Below are 21,115 nucleotides of genomic sequence, written 5' to 3'. Positions count from 1 at the left end.
CTTTTTTTGCGAGATAAATTCGCAAGCGAAAAAGCAGCTTATATGATAAAATGTTTATTGCTATGAATAAGACGACGGAACTTTATTATGAAAGTGCATATATAATGGAGTTTGATGCGGAGGTTATCGCTTGTATAGGGACTGAGGATGGCCGATTTGAGTTGATCCTGGATAGGACGGCATTCTTTCCGGAGCAGGGCGGTCAGAGCTCTGATATCGGAAGCATCATAGATGATAACGGCGTGACTTACACTGTGCTTCATACTTCGATTTCCGAGGAAGGCGGAGGGACTGTTATCAGGCACATTACGGACGGTGAGATTGCTGTCGGAAGCAGGGTTCACGGAAGTGTAGACTGGGAGCATAGGTTTAACAATATGCAGCAGCACACGGGTGAGCATATTTTTTCGGGTATTGTTTCAAGGAAGTTTGGCTATGACAATGTGGGCTTTCACCTAAGCGATTCCGAAGTTACGATGGATTATAACGGTGTTTTAACTCCTGAAGATATAAAAGAGATCGAGCTTGAAGTCAACGGAGCAATTTGGAAGAATGTGCGTGTTATCGCGGAGTTCCCCGATAAGGACAGGCTTGATAAGATGGACTATCGCAGCAAGAAAGAGCTGACGGGCGATGTCAGGATCGTTACCGTCGAAGGCTACGATGTTTGTGCTTGTTGTGCGCCGCACGTTGAACATACGGGCGAGATCGGATTACTTAAGGTTGTAGGACTTCAGAACTATAAAAAGGGCGTAAGAGTCAGCATTCTGTGCGGTAAGAGAGCTCTTTTGTTCCTTGGGAAAGAGCATGATATGGTTACCGAGCTGTCGAATAGATTCACGACGTCAGCGGACAAGGTTATGGCTTCGGTAAACAGGCTGTCCGAAGACAACGACAGTCTGAAAAACAAGCTTAATGCGGCTAATGACAAGCTTATGGAATATGAGCTTAATGCTATAGACAAGGGACTTTCCGATGTCTTTTTGGTAAAAGAGAAAGAGTTTGACCAGAACCTTATGCGAAATACGGTAAATAAGCTTGCTGCCGAGCATTCCGGCTATTGCGGAGTGTTCGCGGGTGATGAAGGCGGTTACAAATTTATCATCGCATCTGGTACGGATAAAAAAGACTGCAAGACTTTGATGGATATGCTCAAATCGGAATTTGACGCCAAGGGCGGCGGAAGCGGTGCTATGATACAGGGGAGTATCGGTAGCGTGGATATTTCGAAAGTTATCGAAAAATGCAGTAAATAAGATTATCAATCTTTGAGGATATGAAAAAATGGAAGTTGGTAAAATCAGTGATTTCAGGGACGGATGCAGAGATGCGATTCCTATCTGTCTTGGCTATATAGCTGTTTCTTTTGCATTTGGAATTGAGAGCTCTAAGGCTCAACTGACGCCTTTGCAGGCAGTCATGACGTCGCTTCTTAATGTGACGAGCGCGGGGCAGTTTTCGGCATTGTCGATAATCGAGGCGCAGGGAAGCTTTATTGAGCTTATAGTTCTTCAGTTCATCATCAATCTAAGATATATGCTTATGTCGACGGCTCTTTCGCAAAAGCTCGATCCTGAGCTTCCGACGCCTTACAGACTCGGTATTTCATACGGTGTTACCGATGAGATCTTCGGAGTCAGCGTACTTAAAAAGGGCAAGCTATATCCCATGTATTCCTACGGGCTAATTTTTGTATCGGTATTCGGATGGGTTCTCGGAACGTTTCTGGGGGCTGAGTCGGGGCAGTTGATGCCGCACAGACTTATCAGTTGCCTGGGGCTTGCAATATATGGTATGTTTATTGCAATCATTGTTCCCGATACGAGGAAAAGCAGTGCAGTAATGGCTGTAGTGGCGTCAGCGATGGCTCTTTCTACACTTTTTACTTACGCACCGATACTTAATCACATTTCATCGGGATTTAGGATTATAATAGTAACAGTGGCAGTAGCGGCGGCAGCGTCCGTGATCGCGCCGATTAAGGAGGATGGAGATGAGTAAAGTATACGCATACATCCTTGTTATGGCGGTTGTGACTTACGCGATCAGAGCGATTCCTCTTACTCTTATAAGAAAAGAGATAAAGAGTAAATTCATAAAGTCGTTTCTGTATTACGTGCCATACGCAACTTTGGCGGCAATGACTTTTCCGGCTATTTTGTCCGCGACGGATTACTGGATGTCTTCCGTTGTAGGATTTGCTGTTGCAATGATACTTGCTTTTAACAAGAAGAGTCTTTTGACAGTTGCAAGCTGCGCGTGTGCGGCAGCCTTCATAGTAGAGCTGTTTATTAGATAACAAATGATTTCAAATGTATCACGCATTTATGGCGGGATATTAGTTTTTCGGAGGAAAAAGATGCATATAGGAATGGGTTATGACGTGCATCGCCTTGTTGAGGGCAGAGACCTTATAATCGGCGGTGTTAATATACCTTACGAAAAGGGACTTCTCGGTCATTCGGACGCAGACGTTCTTTTACACGCGATAATGGACGCACTTCTTGGCGCGGCGGCGCTTGGAGATATCGGAAAGCACTTCCCTGATACGGATCCCAAGTACAAGGGTGCCGATTCTGTGGCGCTTCTTAAAGAAGTTGGGAAGATGCTTGACGAAAGCCACTATCTTATAGAGAATATCGATGCTACAATAATTGCACAGGCTCCCAAGATGAGACCTCATATTGATAAGATGAGAGAGAACATTGCGGAGGCACTTGGAATCGAACTTTCACAGATCAATGTCAAGGCGACGACCGAGGAAGGCCTTGGATTTACCGGAAGCGGAGAGGGAATCTCTTCGCAGGCGATATGTCTTTTGACAAGTCCTATTGAGCTTCATACGACCAATGTTACTTTTAATACGGGAGAAGCCAAGGGCAAAAGCTGTTGCGGCGGTTGTGAGCAGTGACAAATGAGACTTTGACAATTATTCTTTTATCAAGGAGATGTAGATAAAATGGCAGCATTTAAGTTTTACAATACACTTACAAGAACGGTTCAGGATTTTGTGCCCAGAGAAGAGGGCAAGGTTACAATGTATACCTGCGGACCTACCGTTTATCACTATGCGCATATCGGTAATATCCGTACTTATATCATGCAGGACGTACTTATCAAGTCGCTTATGTATGCAGGCTATGATGTTAAGCGTGTCATGAACATCACTGATGTGGGACATCTTTCATCAGATGCGGACACGGGCGAAGATAAGATGCTTGCGGGAGCTAAAAGAGAGCACAAGAGCGTTATGGAGATCGCGAAGTATTATACGGATGCTTTCTTCAAGGATTTTGATGCTGTAGGAAACAAGCGTCCCGACGTTGTTGAGCCTGCGACTAACTGCATTCCTGAGTTCATCAATATGGTAGAGGTTCTTTTGAAGAAGGGCTATGCCTATGAAGCGGGCGGAAATGTGTATTTTGATACCAGCAAGCTTGATGATTACTATGTTTTCTCATCCGATATCGAGAAGGAACAGCTTCAGGTCGGCGTTCGCGACGATGTTGAAGAGGATACCAACAAAAAGAACAAGACAGACTTTGTTCTTTGGTTTACCAAGTCCAAGTTTGAGGAGCAGGCGCTTAAGTGGGACAGTCCTTGGGGCGTCGGTTATCCCGGCTGGCACATTGAGTGCTCATGCATTTCCATGAAGCACCTCGGAGAATATATCGATATTCACTGCGGCGGTGTTGACAATATTTTCCCTCATCATACCAATGAGATAGCGCAGTCTGAGAGCTTTCTCGGACATGAGTGGTGCAAATACTGGTTCCACAGCAATCACTTAAATGATAAATCCGGAAAGATGTCCAAATCCAAGGGTGCGGTTCTTACGGTTTCCGTTCTTAAGGAAAAGGGCTATGATCCGCTTGTTTACAGATTTTTCTGCTTACAGTCTCATTATCGTAAGCCTCTCGAGTTTTCTTATGAGGCGCTTGATAACGTGACGGGAGCATTTAATAAGCTTATTAAGAAGATTGCCGACCTTAAGGAAGAAGGCAGTGTAGATGAGGCAGTTGTAAAGAAGTTTGAGGATGATTTCAGAAATGCCGTTTCTGACGATCTCAACACATCAATGGCCATCACGCTTCTTTACGATGTTCTTAAGGCTGATACTAACGATGCTACCAAGCTCTATCTTGTAAAGAGTTTTGATAAGGTTCTTTCTCTTGATCTTCTCGGACATGCAGCTGCATCCAAGGAGGAAAAAGAGGTTGATCCAGAGCTTGAGGCTTATGTGCTTGATGCTATCGAGAGAAGAGCACAGGCCAAGAAGGCAAAAGACTTTGCAACCGCTGACGCTATCCGCGACGAGCTCCTTCAGAAGGGAGTTGAGATCAAGGATACTCGTGAGGGAGTAAAATGGCAGATCATTTAAATGATTATTTGAATGCTAAATTCGGAATAGAAAGTAAGGATATCAGGACGTATTCGCCTCTTACGCTTGCTTATATCGGTGATGCGGTTTTTGATGTCATCATCAGATCGATCCTTGTAAACAAAGGAAATACTGCGGTCAATAAGCTCCATAAAAGAGCAAGTGATATTGTAAAAGCCGGCACACAGGCTGCGTTTATCAAGGCTCTTATGGATAATCTTACCGAAGAAGAAGCGGACGTTTACAGAAGAGGTCGTAACTCCAAGCCACATACCAAGGCCAAGAATGCAACGACTATGGACTATCTTGATGCAACCGGCTTTGAGGCGGTTATCGGTTACCTTTACCTTACGGATAATATGGACAGGATATGCGAGCTGATAGAGAAGGGAATTGAGAAGCTTTCGCTGGATATCTTGGAGTGAATTGGCATATGCGCATGATAAATGTTATGGCATATGATTTTTGAGGAATAATTATGGAAGAACAGATTCAGAGCAGGATAATCGAAGGCAGGAACGCGGTTCTTGAAGCCTTCAGATCCGGAAAAACTATAGACAGACTTTTCGTTTTGGATGGCTGTAAGGACGGCCCTGTACAGACCATTATGCGTGAAGCGAAAAAGCATAAGGATACGGTTGTCAGCTTTGTTAAAAAAGAGAGGCTGGATCAGCTTTCGGAGACCGGAAAGCATCAGGGAGTCATAGCTTATGCGGCTTCTTATGAGTATGCTGAGGTTGAGGATATTTTTGAGAGAGCGGCAGCAAAGAATGAAGATCCTTTTATCATTATCTTGGATAATATAGAGGATCCTCATAACTTGGGAGCTATCATAAGAACAGCCAATCTTGCGGGTGCGCATGGCGTGATCATTCCCAAGCACAGAGCTGTGGGACTTACGGCAACTGTTGCCAAGGCTTCGGCAGGTGCGATCAACTATACACCTGTAGCCAAGGTTACTAATATAGTTAAGACGATCGAAGAGCTTAAGGATAGAGGAATGTGGTTTGTTTGCGCCGACATGGGCGGAACGAGAATGTACGACCTTAATCTTAAGGGCTCTATAGGACTTGTGATAGGAAACGAAGGAAGCGGCGTTTCCAGACTTGTAAAAGAGAACTGTGACATGGTGGCATCAATTCCCATGAAGGGTGACATTGATTCACTGAACGCTTCGGTAGCATGCGGAGTTTTGGCGTTTGAAATAGTAAGGCAGAGACTTGGGTGAGCTATGAAAAATAACTACGAAGGACAGAGTGATGAACAGCTGATAGTGAAGTTCCATGATGCGGGTGATAAGGAAACCGGCATCATGGATTTTATTATGGACAAATATAAGAACCTTGTCCGCAAAAAGGCTGCCTCTATGTACATCCTCGGTGCCGACAGGGATGACCTTATCCAGGAGGGTATGATAGGTCTTTTTAAGGCTATCAGGGACTACGACATCGGAAGAGACGCAAGCTTTGCCACTTTCGCCGATCTGTGCATCTCAAGGCAGATGTATTCGGCGATCAAGGCTTCGGCTCGTAAAAAGCATGCTCCTCTTAACAGCTATATATCTCTCTACGCCGAGAACAAGGACAGCTCTAACGATAGCGAGGTTGCTCTCGAAGACGTACTTGAGTCCGATTCAAGCTCGATCCCTGAAGAACAGGTCATTGAAAGAGAGAATCTCGAAGATCTGGAAAAAGCCATCGAACGCGACCTCAGCGATCTTGAGCGCCAGGTTCTTGATCTATATATAACAGGTATGAGCGTAAAGGAAGTTTCCGCCGTGCTCGGACGCGACGAGAAATCAACCGACAACGCCATGCAGAGGATAAAGTCTAAGCTGAAGAAGTATCTGAAGAAGTAAACAGTAGACCGTGTGCACTGTCCATTTTTACTTATACAATCTGTTCAAAACTTGTGGGAGAGCCTTGATTTCATGAAATCCAGATAAAACCGGGGGATTGGGAGCTTTTATCTGTATTTAGCCTTAAAAAAAATCTGGGTATTTGGCCGGAAGGGGGTGATGGCATGAAGAGATTATATTCAGGTTATCCATAGGTAATATCTATTATTTCTGTATCTAAAGTTTTCTGGTTTCGCAAATCAACAATTTCAAACAAAAATTAAAGACAGGATGGGAAAAAAGACTATGAAAAAAAGAAATATTGATATTAAACAAAATTCTATGAAACTTATCGGAGCAGCAGTTGCTATGTCATTATTGTTCTCTGCAACTGTTTATGCCGAAGAGCTTGATGATTTTGTAAATTCGGAAGACATCACGACAATGTCAGAAGAAATTGATACTCTAGGCGACCAGGTTGATACTCTTAATGAGAATAATTCGGATGATGAGCTTTCAGATCAGATATCAACTATATCAGATGGGATTGGTACTCTTGACGGTTTACTCTCAAGTATCATGAGCAGCTTTAATTCACTTAAGGCCTCATTATCTCAGTATAAGAGCAATATTATTAGTGCATTGAATAGCAATGTATATGCGCAGAATAATATATCTTCAGATGCTTCTTTTGAAGATGTTGTTGATAAGATCAATGATATTAACTATAAGGGAACCGTAGATATCACTCTTGACAGCAAAGATACATATACACTGGAAAGCGGCTATTATGATGGCGGCACTATTGATGTGTCAGCTTTATATGAAGCAGCCCGCCAGGAAGGCTATGAGGCCGGAAAACAAGATGGCAAGAAAGATGGTTATAATGAAGCTATTGAAAAAGAAAAAGATAAATGGGTAAAAACAGGTTATGATTCAGCGATTAATGCTGAGAAAGATAAATGGATCAATGAAGGAATTGGAAAAGGACATGGAAATACTTATAAAATGAGATTTAATGGTGCAACTTCAAATAAAAACAAAGTTTCAGGGACAATGACTATTCCGAAGGCTAATTTGCAAGGATTTAGCACGTACACAGTATCGGTTGATATTCATAAAGGCGCAAACTTGGCATTGGAGGCTAATGGAGCGGGAATATCTAGGAATACCAAGTATAGAGTTTCCAGTGGTCGAGATTTAGAAATATACGCTCGTTTGTTTTCCGGTGAGGGTAATTATGACACAGTAGACATGACAGTAACGGTAACACTAGAATAATAAAAAGCGACTTAAAAATAAGTATACAGAAATACTTATATCAATATAAATAGTTAATTGACTTTGATCTGTGCGCCTGTGAGACTTTTTGCTAATTGCAGAAAGATCATGCAGGTGCACAGTTTTTATTGCACATTCATTTGCCCGCACTAAAATCTTCTCAAAAAATGCAACGTTTCCTTAGAGACAATTGTGTTATTAGTAAAAGAAAACATTTTGGGAAGCGAGGAGAAAGAGAATGATTTGTAAAACATGTGGGACAGAAAACAGCGAAACAATGAGCTTTTGCAAGAATTGCGGACAACCTCTTATGGGGGATGAAAGAGCTGCCGTACAGACGATGGGGAACGTCAATAACGGCGGAATGTTTTCGGGAAATACAGTAAATGCCGCGAACGGAGCGGCGTTTGGTTCGCAGGCAAACGGTTTCAATACCGGATATAATACTGGATATACAGGTGCGGTTGATATCGGGCTTAAGATGAGCAAGAAGGAAATGTTTGAGTTGCCTACGTTTAATCAGGCGAATAAGACGATTAACGGTTGGACGATATTCATGATCGTTATGGGTGTTATAAATTTGCTCATCGAGCTTGTTATGGGAGTTTATCCTATCGATGGTCTTCTTCTTTTGGTACTCGGTATAGTGTTGCGTATGACCAAGAGCCTCGGAGCTGCAATTGCGGTTTTGATACTCGGAATCTTCTCTGTTGTATACGGAATATTTACAACAGGAAAACCTGTAGGACTTCTTTATGTTATAGGCGGTTGTATCCTTTGCTCTGTGACAACAAAACTAAAGAATGCATATGATACCTACCTTCAGACGGGCGTAATTACTTACCAATAAGCCTTACAAAAAGTGCTTGCATATGAATTTAAATTATGCTATAGTGATATAGCTGTTGTGAAATAGCACTAACTATAGTTAATAAGAAGATTCATTGAATATAGACAGTGAGGTGAGAAGATATGAAGAACGATATTCAGCCCGAGTTCAACCAGGCTACAGTTACATGCAACTGCGGTAACACATTCACAGTTGGATCAACTAAGTCTGAGATTCACGTAGAAATCTGCTCAAAGTGTCATCCATTCTATACAGGACAGCAGAAGGCTACAGCTGCTCGTGGACGTATTGATAAGTTCAATAAGAAATACGGCATGAACAATCAGTAATTACAAGACATTTAGGAGAGGTTGAGGCTATGGCCTCAGCCTTTTTTTATAAGTAATCACGCTTTAAGAGGTAACAACTATGAAGAGACGTAAAGTAAGCCATTATTCAGGTATCGGCGGACAGGCTGTTTTGGAAGGCGTTATGATGCGCAACAAGGATATGTATGCCGTTGCAGTCAGGAAGCCCGATAAGGACATAGCGGTAGAAATAGATGAATTCCATGGAGTTGCTTATGGCAGCAAGCTCCTTAATATACCTTTTGTCAGAGGTGTATTTGTATTCATCAACTCCCTTATTCTGGGACTTAAGGCACTTAACTATTCTTCGTCTTTTTACGAGGAAGAGGATACCAAGCCTACCAAGCTTGATGAGAGCATCGACAAGGTCAGCAGCGGACATGAGAACACATTCCTTATGATCGCAACGACAATTATATCTTTTGCTTTTGCGATAGTTCTTTTCATGATACTTCCTTATGCTCTTTCCGAGCTGCTTGGCAAGTATGTGAGAAATGCTTCGCTCATAGCGATCATAGAGGGCATTCTCAGAATTGTTATCTTTATCCTGTACATTCTTTTGATCTCCAGGATGAAGGACATTAAGAGGCTGTTTATGTACCACGGTGCGGAGCACAAGTGCATCAATTGTATCGAGAAGGGCAGACCTCTCACACTTAAGAATGTAAGAAGAAGCAATAGACTTCACAAGAGATGCGGTAGCAGCTTTATTCTGTTTGTTATGTTTGTCAGCATCATTCTGTTCTTCTTTATTCGCGTTGATTCTTATCTTTTGAGAATCGGCCTCAGAATCCTGCTTATTCCCGTGATCTCCGGTATTTCCTACGAGATCATCAAGCTTGCGGGAAGAACAGATTTCATCCTTGTAAGGATTATTTCGGCGCCCGGTCTTTGGCTTCAGAGACTTACGACCAAGGAGCCCGATGATGATATGATAGAGGTTGCCATCAAGTCGGTTGAGGCAGTATTTGACTGGAAGCAGTTCCTCAAGGATTCATTCGGATACGAGGTTGACGATAGTTGGCTTCAGGACGAGGAGCCGTAATATCTTTTCTTTATCAGAGTAAAAAGAGATTTTGCCTATGATATACAAAGATATCTTGGAAAAAGGAATAGAAACATTAGAGAGAGCCGGAATCACAGAAGCTAAGCTTGATGCCCGGCTCCTTTTAGAGTATGTGTGTGAAACGGACCACAGTACTTTGTATGCGCATCCCGACAGAGAAGTTTCGGAGGTTGAGGAGCAAAAGTACAACGAGCTTCTTTCAAGAAGGGAAAAGAGAGAGCCTGTTGCCTATATACTCGGTAAATGGGAATTTATGGGGCTTTCTTTTAACGTATCAAAAGATGTGCTTATCCCTGAGCAGGATACGGAGGTTCTGGTCGAGGAAGCGCTCAGATACTGCGAGGATAAGATGCGTATTCTTGATCTTTGCACGGGATCGGGATGCATTGCGCTCAGCATACTTAATTATACCAATGACACGAAGGCGGTCTGTACCGATATTTCGGAAGCTGCGCTTAAGGTGGCTAAAGAAAACGCGGATATACTGGGCTTTAATGACAGAATCGAGTTTATTGAGACGGATCTTTTCCCTGAAAAAGAGATTGGGAAATTTGACGTTATAGTTTCCAATCCGCCTTATATTAGGACAGAGGTAATAAAGACTCTTGCGCCCGAAGTTAAGGACTACGAGCCGATGCTGGCGCTTGACGGAAGCGATGACGGTCTTATATTCTATAAGCGCATAATTGAGAATGCGGGAGATTACCTTTTTTCCAGCGGGTATCTTATCATGGAGATTGGATATGATCAGGCGGAGGCAGTGAAGGCTCTTTTGACCGAGAACGGTAAGTATCACGACATAGAGGTGATAGCTGACTATGCGGGAAACGACAGAGTCGTAAGGGCCTGCTATTATTAGCGTAAGGCGCCTGTTATGCTGCATTTGACCCGTGACTTAAGATAAAAGGATAGATTATGTTTGATAAATTAGAAGATATTTTAAGAAGATATGAGGATATCACAATGGAGCTTAACGATCCGGCCGTCGTTTCGGATCAGGACAAGTTCAGGAGCCTCATGAAGGAACAAAAGAATTTGGAAGAGCTTGTTGAGTGCTATCTTGAGTATAAGAAGTGCAACGAGACGATAGAGGACAGCGAATCGATGCTGGATGAAGAGTCCGACGCAGACATGAGAGAAATGCTTAAGGAAGAACTTTCCGAGGCAAAAGACAAGAAGATAGAGCTTGAGGATAGGCTCAAGATCCTTCTTCTACCCAAGGACCCCAACGATGAGAAGAATGTTATCGTTGAGATCAGAGCGGGTGTCGGAGGCGACGAGGCGGCTTTATTTGCGGCTGATATGTTCAGAGCATATACAAGGTACGCCGAGAGACAAAACTGGCGCGTTGAGACGATGAGCGTCGAAGATATAGGTATTGGCGGTATCAAGACAGTCAGCTTTATGATCAAAGGAAACGGCGCATATTCAAGACTTAAATTTGAAAGCGGAGTTCACCGTGTTCAGAGAATTCCGGCGACGGAATCGGGCGGAAGAATCCACACTTCAGCGATAACAGTTGCTATTATGCCTGAAGTTGAGGATGTAGAAGTTGATATCGATATGAATGATTGTAAATTTGATGTGTTCAGAGCTTCCGGTAACGGCGGACAGTGCGTCAATACTACCGATTCGGCCGTAAGACTTACGCACCTTCCCACAGGAATAGTCATTTCCTGTCAGGATGAGAAGAACCAGCAGCAGAACAAGGCTAAGGCGCTCAAGGTTCTTCGTGCCAAGCTTTATGAGATGGAGAGGGAAAAGAAGCACAGCGAAGAGTCTCAGCTTAGAAAGAGCCAGGTAGGTTCCGGAGACAGATCTGAGAAGATAAGGACCTACAATTTCCATCAGGGAAGAGTTACCGATCACAGGATCAATCTTACTCTTTATAAGATCGACCAGATCATGGACGGAGATCTTGATGAGATAATCGACTCTCTTATCGCCGCAGATCAGGCGACAATGCTGGCTGCAAACGACTGAAGTATTTCGTTGATGTAAGTTCTTTTATGGTGTAAAATCAATATATAGTCAATATTTGAATACTAATTCAAACACGGAGTGAACATATGGATGCAGGATTCAAATCTGAATTAATTGCATGGGGCGTTGATTGGGACGATGTTCTTGGAAGATTCATGGGAAATGAGGATCTTATCGCCAAGTTCATGGTCAAATTTCTCTCAGACAAGAACATGGGAGAGCTTACCAAATACTTGGAAGAAGGCAATGTCACAGAGGCATTTAAGGCTGTGCATGCGCTTAAGGGAGTGAGCGCCAATCTGGGTCTTAAAGGAATGCTTGGCGCCGTATGTGAGCTTACGGAGATTTTGAGAGCCGGTTCGATGGAAGGCTATGAAGAGCAGTACAATATCATCAAGCCCAAATACGATGAGCTTGTGACAATACTGAATAAATTTAAAGATACTGCAGTGTGATTTCGTTGGATTCAAGAAAGCTTGGGAAGTAACAGTCCCAGGCTTTTTCTATGCTCTTATCCAGGGTAAAGACGCTAAAAGCGGTTCCTGTCGTTATCACGAGCTCTCCGTTTGAAAATCTTATGTTTATTGCAAGCTTTATATCGGAAGGAAAGAGGTCTGCGCCTGCTTTTTCAATGATCTTTGCGGTTTCGCTTTCGTTTAAGTGAAAGACAAACTTAAATTTTAAGGGAGTTCTTTTGCCCTTTATAAGATCAAGACAGATGGGACGGAGCTCGGACCACGTTGAAAAATCAGCAAGTGCGGAAGTATCCGTATTCTCTTCGTCGTTGAAGAATTCTTTGTGAAGATGACCGTCGATGTAGAAGCTGTTGAAGGTGTCGATCGCAACTTCCTCGACATAGAAATTATCAAATAGTTCGGTTGTCAGTAAGCTTTTCATGAAAGCTTTGTTGTTTGATATTTTAACTGAGATCATTGGTATTATATATTCCTATCTGCTTATTTTCTCTTGGATAATTATATGATAAAAAAAGTCGTTTGTGTTTATTTTTTAAGTGGTTAAATTTATCTGTTTTAATTCGTATAAATATACTTTATACTTACAAGAAAGCAATAAAGTTTGTTTGAGGGGTTTTAAAATGGCTAAACTGGTAAGATTAAAGGATATCGCGGACAGGATCGGAGTAAGTACGGTTACGGTTTCTAAGGCTCTTTCCGGTCAAAAGGGAATGAGCGAAGAACTTAGGAACAAGATCAATGTCCTTGCCGATGAGATGGGGTATGTTCCTTCGGTATCAAGGAAGATGGGAAATACCGTAAAGAGTTATACATTGGGTGTTCTTATTTCTGAGGCTTTTATGAGCGAATACAGCTCTTTTTACAACAGGATGCATCAGCAGGTTTCGCAGATTGCAATGGATAAGGGCTGTTTTACCATGCTGGAAGTTGTGTCCGCTGAAAATGAGAAAAAGAAGGTTCTTCCCCGTATCATAAGTGATAACAAAGTCGACGGTGTTATAGTTATCGGAAGACTTAGCGAAGACTATCTTAATATGATAAAAGAAGAGAGCAATACTCCGATGATCTATCTTGATTTCTGCAACCACAGCGGAGATGAGGATGCGGTTGTTTCTGACAGCTACCATGGCGCGTATGTTCTTACCAATCATTTGTTTAATATGGGACATAGGTATATAGGCTTTGTCGGAACGATACTGGCTTCCGGAACGATCACCGACAGGTATCTTGGATATACCAAGTCACTTCTGGAGCACGGACATCCATTCGTTCGAGACTGGATCATTCCTGACAGGGATCTTAAAACGGGTGAGATGGATTATGATCGGTTCTTTGTTCTGCCTGAAGATATGCCTTCGGCGTTTGTCTGCACTTGCGATCTTACGGCGAGCATGATGATAAAAAGACTTCGTGAGAACGGTTACAAAGTTCCCGAGGATGTATCGGTCGTCGGATATGACAACTATCTTTTCCCCGGATTGTGTGACCTAAAACTAACTACTTTCGGTGTCGATAGTTACGAAATGGGCCGCAATGCAGTTATTAACTTGATTCGCAAAATAAGCGGAGAACGTTACAGACAGGGCGTAACCATTATAGAAGGTCACATGATAGAAGGAGAGAGCGTAAAGAGAATTGATCCGTAAATTACGATAATAAATAAGCCTCACAGATTTTGATATCTGTGAGGCCTTTTTCAACAAGTTACTATGATTCCTCCGTCCGCGGCATATGTTGTTGAAACACCTGCGGTATCGACGATGATAGCGTCTTTGAAAGGAACTTTTTTCATTATGAGATCCCTTACAACCGCCGCACGCTCAAAACAGTTAACGTGAGAGATCATAAGCCTTTTCTCTTCGGGATTCTTGATCTCCGATGCCACTAGCTCCGTCATCTTAACAAGAGCCTTCCTGATACCGATTCCCTGAGCTTTCTGAACAATCTCACCTTTAAGACCGTAACATACGGGCTTGATACTGAGAGTAGAAGCAACGAGAGCCTTCATTCCCGTAAGGCGTCCGTTTTTACGAAGTGCATCAAGTGAATCGAGGACAAAATATGTGAGCATCTCATCTCTGTATGCTTCAATTTCCGGTATTATTTCTTCAAACTTAAGACCCTTATCGGCGAGCTCTGCTATCTTAAGAGCGATCAGAGCCTCTCCGCAGCTTGCGGAAAGAGAATCCGCTATATAAATATTCTTTTCACCGTATTCTTCGTGATATATATTCTTGGCGAGCAGTGCGCTGTTATAGCTTCCGCTCAGTTTGGATGTGAGCGTAACAACATAAATATCGTCTGCGTCCGTCTGATATGCTTTTACAAAAAGATCGGGAGAAGGGCATGCAGTCTTGGGGCAATCCTCGGATGCCGCAACCTTGGCAAGATAATCAGCCTGATCAAAGGTGTCATCATCCACGATAACGCTGTCACCAACCTGCAAAATAAGCGGTACAAACTCAAATCTTGGATCATTCTTGTATTCAGCAGGTAAATCACAACAGCTGTCTACTACAATCTTATAACTCATAGTGCCTCCACGTATAAACTTGCATACGTAGTATTTAATACTACATGAAGATGATACCACGGATGGACTTATCAGTAAAGCTTAATGAGAGGATGTATCAATAGCCTCTAAGATTGCTTTAGTCTCATTGATAGTCTTGCGGTATTCAAAAGAAATTATAAAAGAACATCCGTTATTCATTGTAACATGAAGCGGACCTTTGCTTTTTACATAATTGACATTAACAAGGCAGGAGTTGTTGACGGGACATATCTGCGGAAATTTCACACACTGGCTGTAAAAATTGTAGGCGGTCCCGAGCTGATCGAGTGTTCTTCCGTCTGTGAGCCAAATCCTGATTTTTCTTCCAATCTCTTTTACACAGACAATGTCATCTCCACTAACATAGAGAGTCTCATCATTATCTCTGAGTTCGATCCTCGGTACGTCAGTTTTAATGCTGCTCTTGATAAAGTTGATAATATCGGTAAGATCGGCAACTTTTATGGGTTTATCGAGGTAATGAATATTATCTGCTACAATGCCTGCCGCAGGAATAAGCGTTCTGTAATCGAGAGAAGAGCAGCACATGATAATAGGGCTTGTGATGCCTTTTTCCACGAGCATACGGGCAATCTCTACACCGTTTTCTTTGCTGCTTGTCATGTCGATAAAAAGCCCGTGATACATCTCGGGCTTATACATAAAAGCCTCTGCGTTTCCAAAAGAATCTATGTATAACCTGTCACCGAATTCTTTCATAAATCTGTCAGACTGTCTTCCGAGAAGTCTTTCGGTCTGTTTTCTGTCGGCAATATTATCATCGCAAACTGCAATAAACATGGGATACCTCTTTTTTTAAATAAAACTGAACTTAATGGGTGAAAAGAACAGAGCAAGTACAAAGGCGACCTGTAACAGAATGATCAGGGGCATTCCGAATTTGAAATACCAGTGTCTGGTCTTGTGCTTGAAAATAAACATGCCTAAGGTGGAACCGATGCTTCCGCCTATGAACGCAAATGCAAAAAGGGTCGCCTCGGGAATTCGAAAGGCGCCTTTGCGCGCCTTTCTCTTATCGATTCCCATTAAGGCAAACCCTATAATATTCACTGCTGCAATATAAATTATAAGTAGAGTGAGTGAATTCATAAATTACTTATTCTTAGCTACTTCCTGCATCTTCATTGCACGAACCTTTGAAGAAAGTCCAAAGAGGTTTATGAATCCTTCAGCATCGTGGTGGTCATAAAGGTCACCTGTTGTGAATGATGCAATGCTCTCGTTGTAGAGAGAGTAAGGTGACTTAGTACCTGCCTTGATGATATTACCCTTGTAGAGCTTGAATGTAACTTCACCGGTTACATACTTCTGTGTTGATTCAATAAACGCCTGCTCGGCCTCGCGAAGAGGAGTAAACCATTTCCCTTCATATACTATATCGGCAAACTTGTTGCCCATATCTTTCTTCATTGTATAGGTATCGCGATCTAAAATCAACTCTTCAAGCTGCTGATGTGCTTCGTAAAGGATAGTTCCGCCGGGTGTCTCATAAACGCCGCGAGACTTCATACCAACAACACGGTTCTCGACGATATCTACGATACCGATTCCGTTCTCGCCACCGAGCTTGTTGAGTGTGCGGATAATATCGGAAACCTTCATCTCTTTTCCGTTAACTGACTTGGGAACGCCTGCCTCGAATGTCATTGTAACTGTAGTAGGTGTATCGGGTGCGTCCTCAGGTGTCTTGCCGAGTACCAAAAGGTGCTTGTAATTAGGCTCCTGAGCGGGATCTTCAAGCTCAAGACCTTCGTGAGATATATGCCAAAGGTTTCTGTCACGGCTGTAGCTGGAATCAGCTGAGAAAGGAAGATCGATTCCGTGCTGTCTGCAGTACTCAATCTCTGACTCACGTGAATCAAGTGTCCACTTGTCGTTTCTCCAAGCAGCGATGATCTTGATGTCGGGTGCAAGAGCCTTGATACCAAGCTCAAATCTGATCTGGTCGTTACCCTTACCTGTAGCGCCGTGGCAGATTGCTGTAGCGCCTTCTTTTCTTGCGATCTCAACGAGCTTCTTGGCGATAAGAGGACGTGCCATTGATGTTCCGAGAAGATACTTGTTCTCATATACGGCATGAGCCATTACGCAAGGAACTACATATTCGTCACAGAACTCATCTACAACATCGAGGATATAGAGTTTGCTTGCACCGCAGCTGACAGCTCTCTCTTCAAGTCCGTCGAGCTCTTCCTCCTGTCCGCAGTCGATACATACGCAAACTACTTCGTAATCAAAATTTTCCTTGAGCCACGGAATGATAGCAGTAGTATCAAGTCCGCCTGAATAAGCCAAAATAACTTTTTCCTTAGCCATGTTTTTATCCTTCTTTCATAATGTTTATTCAATATTATTGGTGATATAATTAAGAAACGCGGGCGAATGCCCTTTTTCGCGTTGTCTATCATAATATACTCCGACCTATAAAAAAATGCAATAGTAAAATGCATAAATATTTAAAAAATACATTTTTAATGCATAAATATAAATTTATTGTTGCATATTTTTATTGGCGGTCGTATACTGAAAAAAGTTTATACATATTAAATCTAGGAAAAGCTAGACTTCAGAGAGGTTAATCGGAAATGATCAAGGTAGGAATAATAGGAGCTACCGGGTACGCCGGAGCGGAAATAGTCAGACTTTTACAGGCTCATCCCGACGCACAGGTTGTGTGGTACGGTTCAAGGAGCTATATAGATAAGAAGTACAGCGAGACATTCGGAAACTTTTATAAGCTTGTTGATGCCAAGTGTCTTGATGACAATATGGAAGAGCTTGCAAACGAAGTTGATGTCATCTTCACGGCAACGCCTCAGGGACTTTGCGCATCGCTTGTCAATGATGACATTCTTAATAAGGTAAAGATCATCGATCTGTCCGCTGATTTCAGATTAAAAGATGTAAAGGTATATGAGGAGTGGTACAAGATCGAGCACAAATCTCCTCAGTATATAGAAGAAGCGGTTTACGGACTTTGCGAGATCAACAGAGATAAGATAAAGAACGCAAGACTTATCGCCAATCCGGGATGCTATACGACATGTTCTATTTTGACGGCATATCCTCTTATAAAAGAAGGACTTATCGATCCCAAGACACTTATTGTAGACGCGCTTAGCGGTGTGTCGGGTGCCGGAAGAGGCGGAAAGGTTGCAAATCTCTACTGCGAAGTAAACGAGAGCGCCAAGCCTTACGGAGTGGCCGTTCACAGACATACTCCCGAGATTGAGGAACAGCTCGGTTATGCGGCAGGCGAGATGATCACGATCAATTTCACACCTCATCTTGTTCCCATGAACAGAGGTATCCTCGCAACAGAGTATGCATCTTTGGTGAAAAAAGACGGAGTGCTTCCCACAGCGGCTGATATTCGCGCAGCTTATGAGAAGTATTACGGAAAAGAGAAATTCATAAGAATTTTGGAAGACGGCGTATATCCTGAGACAAGATGGGTTGAAGGAAGTAACTTTACGGATATCGGATTTAAGATTGATGAGCGCACAGGCAGAGTTATCATGATGGGCGCACTTGATAATCTTGTAAAAGGAGCCGCAGGACAGGCTGTTCAGAACATGAACATTTTGTTTGGATTTGATGAGGCGAAGGGACTGGATCTTGTTCCAAGCTTCCCTTAATGCTTGAGCTTTTAGGAGATAGAAAATGGTTCGTACTATGACTATGGAAGATTATGATGATGTCTATGCACTTTGGATGTCCATTCACGGTTTCGGAATGAGATCGATGGACGATTCCAGAGAAGGAATAGAGAGATTCATAAAAAGAAATCCGAATACGAGCGCAGTTGCCGTGGAAGATGGCAAGATAGTCGGAGCAATCCTCTGCGGACATGACGGCAGAAGAGCTTGTCTTTATCATGTGTGCGTAAGTGAGAAGTACAGAATGCACGGAATCGGTAAGCAGATGGTGCACTTTTGCTGTGAGCGGCTTAAGGAAGAAAAGATCAATAAGGTTTGCTTAAATGCATTCGTAACTAATGTTGTTGGAAATAAATTCTGGCAGAAGATGGGATGGACCCTGAGATCTGACATGAATTATTATGATTTTACTTTAAATGAGGAGAACCTTACGGTTTTCAACAAGTAATACCGGTTAAAAGAATTTTAGTGGAAAAGGACGGCATCAGATATGAAAGATATTCAGGGTGGAGTAACCGCTGCCAAAGGATTTATGGCCGCAAGCTGCGAAGCTAATATCAAATACAAAGACAGAACCGATATGGCATTTGTTTATTCAGAGGTTCCCTGTGTTTGTGCAGGAACATTTACTACCAATGTGGTAAAAGCTGCCTGTGTTCAGTGGGACAAACAGATTGTAGAATCGGGCGATCCAATGCAAGCGGTTGTTATCAATTCAGGAATAGCCAATGCTTGTACGGGTAAAGAAGGCTTTGATGCATGTATAGCAACGGCCAAGGCGGTTGAGAGATGTCTCGGAGTAAATTACAATTCCGTTGCGGTTGCTTCTACCGGAGTTATCGGAATGCAGCTTCCCGTAGATAAGCTTGTTATGGGCGTCGAGAAGATGAGTAAGACATTAGATGGCGGAATAGAAGCGGGAACAGCGGCTTCCAAGGCTATCATGACTACAGACACCGTAAATAAAGAAATTGCCGTTACCTTTGAGATTGACGGAAAGACAGTTACACTCGGAGGAATGAGTAAGGGATCCGGAATGATCCATCCCAACATGTGTACCATGCTTGCATTCCTTACAACAGATATTTCGATAGATAAGAGTCTTTTACAGGAGGCTGTAAGCGAAGTCGTTGCGGAGACTTTCAATATGATCACTGTTGACGGCGATACATCGACCAATGATACGCTCCTTTGCATGGCAAACGGAGAGGCCGGAAACAAGACGATCAGGTCTAAGGGAGAAGAGTACGAGATATTTAAGAAGGCTCTTTTACATGTCTGCAGATTCCTGGCAAAGAAGATGGCTGCGGACGGAGAGGGAGCAAGCAAGCTCTTTGAGGCCAAGGTTGTAAACGCCAAGACACTCGAAGATGCAAGAACACTTTCAAGAGCGATCGTTGGTTCAAATCTTTCAAAGGCCGCAATCTTCGGATGTGATGCGAACTTCGGAAGATTCCTATGCGCTATGGGCTATTCGGGGGCAGAGTTTGATCAGAACGATGTTGAGCTCTATTTCCAGAGTCCCAACGGAAGAATAGAGGTATTCCACAAGGGTGTACCGCTTGATTTTGATGAGAACGTTGCACTCAAGATCATGAAGGCGGACGAGGTTACCGTTTATGTTGATATGAACGAGGGAACCGCGGAGGCTACGGCTTGGGGATGCGACCTTACTTATGACTATGTCAAAATAAATGCAGATTACAGGAGCTGATAAAATGGATAAGGATATGCAGGAAGTATTAAAAAAGGCGGAGGTGCTTGTTGAGGCGCTTCCCTATATTCAGAAATTCAACAGAAAGATCATCGTTGTTAAGTATGGCGGAAGTGCCATGAGCAATGAAGAACTCCAGAAGAATGTAATAACAGATGTTACGCTTCTTAAACTTGTAGGCTTTAAGCCCATTATCGTACACGGTGGCGGTAAAGCAATAAGCTCTTGGGTTTCCAAGGTCGGAAAAGAAGCTGAGTTCGTTAACGGACTTAGAGTTACGGACAGTGAGACAATGGAAATTGCCGAGATGGTGCTCGGACGTGTAAACAAGCAGCTTGTGACTATGGTTCAGGAGCTTGGCGTTAAGGCAATCGGTATCAGCGGCAAGGATTCAGGTCTTTTGCATGTTAATAAAAAGCTCTCCGACGGGCAGGATATCGGATTTGTCGGAGATATCGATAAGGTTGATCCAAAGATTCTTTTTGATCTTCTTGATAATGACTATCTTCCTATCGTTGCGCCCATCGGACTTGACGATAATTTTGACACATATAATATCAATGCGGATGACGCGGCTTGCGCGATAGCTAAGGCTGTCGGAGCCAACAAGCTTGCTTTCCTTACGGATATTGAGGGAGTTTACAAGGATATCAAAGATCCTTCATCCTTTATCTCAAGACTTACATGCTCTGAGGCAGATGCTCTTATTGCTTCGGGAAATATCGGAGGCGGAATGCTTCCAAAGCTCAACAACTGCACTGATGCCATTAGAAAGGGCGTTAACAACGTACATATTCTTGACGGAAGAATTCCTCATTGCCTTCTTCTTGAGATCTTTACCAAGAAGGGTGTCGGAACCATGTTTATGTCGGATGACGACGCTCTGGCGAGAGCGGAATAAGCCGGTCACGGCTGTTTAGTGCATTATTTGCGAGGAGACTTGATT

At 43.0% G+C, this 21,115-nt stretch carries 25 protein-coding genes; 20 read left to right on the top strand and 5 right to left on the bottom strand.

The features are described 5' to 3' along the window. Positions 1 to 62: 62 nt before the first annotated feature. The 15 genes from D6853_RS08800 to D6853_RS08730 all read left to right on the top strand — a co-directional run bounded on the left by D6853_RS08800 (position 63) and on the right by D6853_RS08730 (position 12,200). Complete coding sequence (locus D6853_RS08800; protein ID WP_158588704.1) at positions 63 to 1,256, top strand: alanyl-tRNA editing protein; 1,194 nt, start codon at positions 63 to 65, stop codon at positions 1,254 to 1,256. 28 nt (positions 1,257 to 1,284) lie between these two features. Further along, the gene (locus D6853_RS08795) at positions 1,285 to 2,001 is read left to right on the top strand and encodes an AzlC family ABC transporter permease (RefSeq protein ID WP_120657635.1); all 717 of its coding nucleotides are present in this window, start codon (positions 1,285 to 1,287) and stop codon (positions 1,999 to 2,001) included. Continuing rightward, complete coding sequence (locus D6853_RS08790; RefSeq protein WP_120657634.1) at positions 1,994 to 2,299, top strand: AzlD domain-containing protein; 306 nt, start codon at positions 1,994 to 1,996, stop codon at positions 2,297 to 2,299. The genes D6853_RS08795 and D6853_RS08790 overlap by 8 nt, the downstream gene beginning before the upstream one ends. Before the next feature lie 60 nt (positions 2,300 to 2,359). Beyond that, on the top strand, positions 2,360 to 2,911 hold the full coding sequence (gene ispF, locus D6853_RS08785; protein ID WP_120657633.1) for a 2-C-methyl-D-erythritol 2,4-cyclodiphosphate synthase: 552 nt from the start codon (positions 2,360 to 2,362) through the stop codon (positions 2,909 to 2,911). Between the two features lie 48 nt (positions 2,912 to 2,959). After that, entirely contained in the window at positions 2,960 to 4,381 is a 1,422-nt protein-coding gene (gene cysS, locus D6853_RS08780; RefSeq protein ID WP_092250054.1) for a cysteine--tRNA ligase, read from the top strand. Further along, complete coding sequence (locus tag D6853_RS08775) at positions 4,366 to 4,806, top strand: Mini-ribonuclease 3 (RefSeq protein WP_120657632.1); 441 nt, start codon at positions 4,366 to 4,368, stop codon at positions 4,804 to 4,806. Before cysS ends, D6853_RS08775 begins: the two co-directional genes overlap by 16 nt. Before the next feature lie 53 nt (positions 4,807 to 4,859). Continuing rightward, complete coding sequence (gene rlmB / locus D6853_RS08770; RefSeq protein ID WP_120657631.1) at positions 4,860 to 5,609, top strand: 23S rRNA (guanosine(2251)-2'-O)-methyltransferase RlmB; 750 nt, start codon at positions 4,860 to 4,862, stop codon at positions 5,607 to 5,609. 3 nt (positions 5,610 to 5,612) lie between these two features. Beyond that, the gene (sigH, locus tag D6853_RS08765; RefSeq protein WP_120657630.1) at positions 5,613 to 6,239 is read left to right on the top strand and encodes an RNA polymerase sporulation sigma factor SigH; all 627 of its coding nucleotides are present in this window, start codon (positions 5,613 to 5,615) and stop codon (positions 6,237 to 6,239) included. A gap of 285 nt (positions 6,240 to 6,524) precedes the next feature. Next, on the top strand, positions 6,525 to 7,499 hold the full coding sequence (locus D6853_RS08760; RefSeq protein WP_120657629.1) for a hypothetical protein: 975 nt from the start codon (positions 6,525 to 6,527) through the stop codon (positions 7,497 to 7,499). Positions 7,500 to 7,737: 238 nt separating this feature from the next. Next, positions 7,738 to 8,349, top strand: a complete 612-nt coding sequence (locus tag D6853_RS08755; RefSeq protein ID WP_120657628.1) for a zinc-ribbon domain-containing protein — start codon at positions 7,738 to 7,740, stop codon at positions 8,347 to 8,349. A gap of 122 nt (positions 8,350 to 8,471) precedes the next feature. Next, entirely contained in the window at positions 8,472 to 8,678 is a 207-nt protein-coding gene (rpmE, locus tag D6853_RS08750) for a 50S ribosomal protein L31 (protein WP_092249897.1), read from the top strand. A gap of 79 nt (positions 8,679 to 8,757) precedes the next feature. Then, complete coding sequence (locus D6853_RS08745) at positions 8,758 to 9,741, top strand: DUF1385 domain-containing protein (protein ID WP_120657627.1); 984 nt, start codon at positions 8,758 to 8,760, stop codon at positions 9,739 to 9,741. 37 nt (positions 9,742 to 9,778) lie between these two features. Next, the gene (gene prmC / locus D6853_RS08740) at positions 9,779 to 10,621 is read left to right on the top strand and encodes a peptide chain release factor N(5)-glutamine methyltransferase (RefSeq protein WP_120657626.1); all 843 of its coding nucleotides are present in this window, start codon (positions 9,779 to 9,781) and stop codon (positions 10,619 to 10,621) included. A gap of 56 nt (positions 10,622 to 10,677) precedes the next feature. Beyond that, on the top strand, positions 10,678 to 11,745 hold the full coding sequence (gene prfA / locus D6853_RS08735; RefSeq protein WP_120657625.1) for a peptide chain release factor 1: 1,068 nt from the start codon (positions 10,678 to 10,680) through the stop codon (positions 11,743 to 11,745). A gap of 86 nt (positions 11,746 to 11,831) precedes the next feature. Beyond that, a complete protein-coding gene (locus tag D6853_RS08730; RefSeq protein ID WP_120657624.1) occupies positions 11,832 to 12,200 on the top strand; it encodes an Hpt domain-containing protein in 369 nt (122 codons plus the stop codon). Here D6853_RS08730 and D6853_RS08725 read toward each other — a convergent pair. Then, positions 12,181 to 12,678, bottom strand: coding sequence for a DUF5721 family protein (locus tag D6853_RS08725; protein ID WP_120657623.1), 498 nt, complete (start codon positions 12,676 to 12,678; stop codon positions 12,181 to 12,183). The two genes, D6853_RS08730 and D6853_RS08725, sit on opposite strands and share 20 nt — an antisense overlap. A 163-nt stretch (positions 12,679 to 12,841) precedes the next feature. Between D6853_RS08725 and D6853_RS08720 the strand changes: the two genes are divergently transcribed. Next, on the top strand, positions 12,842 to 13,867 hold the full coding sequence (locus D6853_RS08720) for a substrate-binding domain-containing protein (RefSeq protein ID WP_120657622.1): 1,026 nt from the start codon (positions 12,842 to 12,844) through the stop codon (positions 13,865 to 13,867). 50 nt (positions 13,868 to 13,917) lie between these two features. Here the strand turns inward: D6853_RS08720 and D6853_RS08715 are convergent, their stop codons facing one another. The 4 genes from D6853_RS08715 to D6853_RS08700 form a co-directional block, all read right to left on the bottom strand. Continuing rightward, the gene (locus D6853_RS08715; protein WP_120657621.1) at positions 13,918 to 14,754 is read right to left on the bottom strand and encodes a DegV family protein; all 837 of its coding nucleotides are present in this window, start codon (positions 14,752 to 14,754) and stop codon (positions 13,918 to 13,920) included. Between the two features lie 81 nt (positions 14,755 to 14,835). Further along, the gene (locus tag D6853_RS08710; protein ID WP_120657620.1) at positions 14,836 to 15,576 is read right to left on the bottom strand and encodes a LytR/AlgR family response regulator transcription factor; all 741 of its coding nucleotides are present in this window, start codon (positions 15,574 to 15,576) and stop codon (positions 14,836 to 14,838) included. A 15-nt stretch (positions 15,577 to 15,591) separates the two neighbouring features. After that, complete coding sequence (locus D6853_RS08705) at positions 15,592 to 15,885, bottom strand: DUF1294 domain-containing protein (RefSeq protein ID WP_120657619.1); 294 nt, start codon at positions 15,883 to 15,885, stop codon at positions 15,592 to 15,594. Positions 15,886 to 15,888: 3 nt separating this feature from the next. Further along, entirely contained in the window at positions 15,889 to 17,112 is a 1,224-nt protein-coding gene (locus tag D6853_RS08700; RefSeq protein ID WP_092249867.1) for an argininosuccinate synthase, read from the bottom strand. 269 nt (positions 17,113 to 17,381) lie between these two features. Here D6853_RS08700 and argC point away from each other — a divergent pair, with 269 nt between their 5' ends. Genes argC through argB form a run of 4 tightly spaced genes read left to right on the top strand, consistent with a single transcriptional unit; the run spans position 17,382 to position 21,070 of the window. Continuing rightward, the gene (argC, locus tag D6853_RS08695) at positions 17,382 to 18,434 is read left to right on the top strand and encodes an N-acetyl-gamma-glutamyl-phosphate reductase (protein ID WP_120657618.1); all 1,053 of its coding nucleotides are present in this window, start codon (positions 17,382 to 17,384) and stop codon (positions 18,432 to 18,434) included. A gap of 25 nt (positions 18,435 to 18,459) precedes the next feature. Continuing rightward, entirely contained in the window at positions 18,460 to 18,903 is a 444-nt protein-coding gene (locus D6853_RS08690) for a GNAT family N-acetyltransferase (RefSeq protein WP_120657617.1), read from the top strand. 42 nt (positions 18,904 to 18,945) lie between these two features. Then, entirely contained in the window at positions 18,946 to 20,169 is a 1,224-nt protein-coding gene (argJ, locus tag D6853_RS08685; protein WP_120657616.1) for a bifunctional glutamate N-acetyltransferase/amino-acid acetyltransferase ArgJ, read from the top strand. A 4-nt stretch (positions 20,170 to 20,173) separates the two neighbouring features. Beyond that, positions 20,174 to 21,070 (top strand): acetylglutamate kinase, encoded by an 897-nt coding sequence (gene argB, locus D6853_RS08680; RefSeq protein ID WP_120657615.1) that lies wholly within the window; start codon positions 20,174 to 20,176, stop codon positions 21,068 to 21,070. The last annotated feature ends 45 nt before the right edge of the window (positions 21,071 to 21,115 follow it).

The sequence above is a fragment of the Butyrivibrio sp. X503 genome (genome assembly GCF_003625475.1).
GTDB lineage: Bacteria > Bacillota > Clostridia > Lachnospirales > Lachnospiraceae > Butyrivibrio.
Note: the sequence above shows the minus strand (reverse complement) of the source record. Positions and strands in the feature narration are given on the sequence as shown.

Coding starts and splice junctions, on each gene's coding strand:
- prmC (WP_120657626.1), top strand. CDS start 9,779: ATGATATACAAAGATATCTTGGAAAAAGGAATAGAAACATTAGAGAGA.
- D6853_RS08790 (WP_120657634.1), top strand. CDS start 1,994: ATGAGTAAAGTATACGCATACATCCTTGTTATGGCGGTTGTGACTTAC.
- rlmB (WP_120657631.1), top strand. CDS start 4,860: ATGGAAGAACAGATTCAGAGCAGGATAATCGAAGGCAGGAACGCGGTT.
- D6853_RS08730 (WP_120657624.1), top strand. CDS start 11,832: ATGGATGCAGGATTCAAATCTGAATTAATTGCATGGGGCGTTGATTGG.
- D6853_RS08705 (WP_120657619.1), bottom strand. CDS start 15,885: ATGAATTCACTCACTCTACTTATAATTTATATTGCAGCAGTGAATATT.
- D6853_RS08795 (WP_120657635.1), top strand. CDS start 1,285: ATGGAAGTTGGTAAAATCAGTGATTTCAGGGACGGATGCAGAGATGCG.
- D6853_RS08715 (WP_120657621.1), bottom strand. CDS start 14,754: ATGAGTTATAAGATTGTAGTAGACAGCTGTTGTGATTTACCTGCTGAA.
- ispF (WP_120657633.1), top strand. CDS start 2,360: ATGCATATAGGAATGGGTTATGACGTGCATCGCCTTGTTGAGGGCAGA.
- D6853_RS08755 (WP_120657628.1), top strand. CDS start 7,738: ATGATTTGTAAAACATGTGGGACAGAAAACAGCGAAACAATGAGCTTT.
- prfA (WP_120657625.1), top strand. CDS start 10,678: ATGTTTGATAAATTAGAAGATATTTTAAGAAGATATGAGGATATCACA.
- D6853_RS08745 (WP_120657627.1), top strand. CDS start 8,758: ATGAAGAGACGTAAAGTAAGCCATTATTCAGGTATCGGCGGACAGGCT.
- D6853_RS08775 (WP_120657632.1), top strand. CDS start 4,366: ATGGCAGATCATTTAAATGATTATTTGAATGCTAAATTCGGAATAGAA.
- D6853_RS08690 (WP_120657617.1), top strand. CDS start 18,460: ATGGTTCGTACTATGACTATGGAAGATTATGATGATGTCTATGCACTT.
- argB (WP_120657615.1), top strand. CDS start 20,174: ATGGATAAGGATATGCAGGAAGTATTAAAAAAGGCGGAGGTGCTTGTT.
- rpmE (WP_092249897.1), top strand. CDS start 8,472: ATGAAGAACGATATTCAGCCCGAGTTCAACCAGGCTACAGTTACATGC.
- D6853_RS08725 (WP_120657623.1), bottom strand. CDS start 12,678: ATGATCTCAGTTAAAATATCAAACAACAAAGCTTTCATGAAAAGCTTA.
- D6853_RS08800 (WP_158588704.1), top strand. CDS start 63: ATGAATAAGACGACGGAACTTTATTATGAAAGTGCATATATAATGGAG.
- argC (WP_120657618.1), top strand. CDS start 17,382: ATGATCAAGGTAGGAATAATAGGAGCTACCGGGTACGCCGGAGCGGAA.
- argJ (WP_120657616.1), top strand. CDS start 18,946: ATGAAAGATATTCAGGGTGGAGTAACCGCTGCCAAAGGATTTATGGCC.
- D6853_RS08710 (WP_120657620.1), bottom strand. CDS start 15,576: ATGTTTATTGCAGTTTGCGATGATAATATTGCCGACAGAAAACAGACC.
- D6853_RS08760 (WP_120657629.1), top strand. CDS start 6,525: ATGAAAAAAAGAAATATTGATATTAAACAAAATTCTATGAAACTTATC.
- sigH (WP_120657630.1), top strand. CDS start 5,613: ATGAAAAATAACTACGAAGGACAGAGTGATGAACAGCTGATAGTGAAG.
- D6853_RS08700 (WP_092249867.1), bottom strand. CDS start 17,112: ATGGCTAAGGAAAAAGTTATTTTGGCTTATTCAGGCGGACTTGATACT.
- cysS (WP_092250054.1), top strand. CDS start 2,960: ATGGCAGCATTTAAGTTTTACAATACACTTACAAGAACGGTTCAGGAT.
- D6853_RS08720 (WP_120657622.1), top strand. CDS start 12,842: ATGGCTAAACTGGTAAGATTAAAGGATATCGCGGACAGGATCGGAGTA.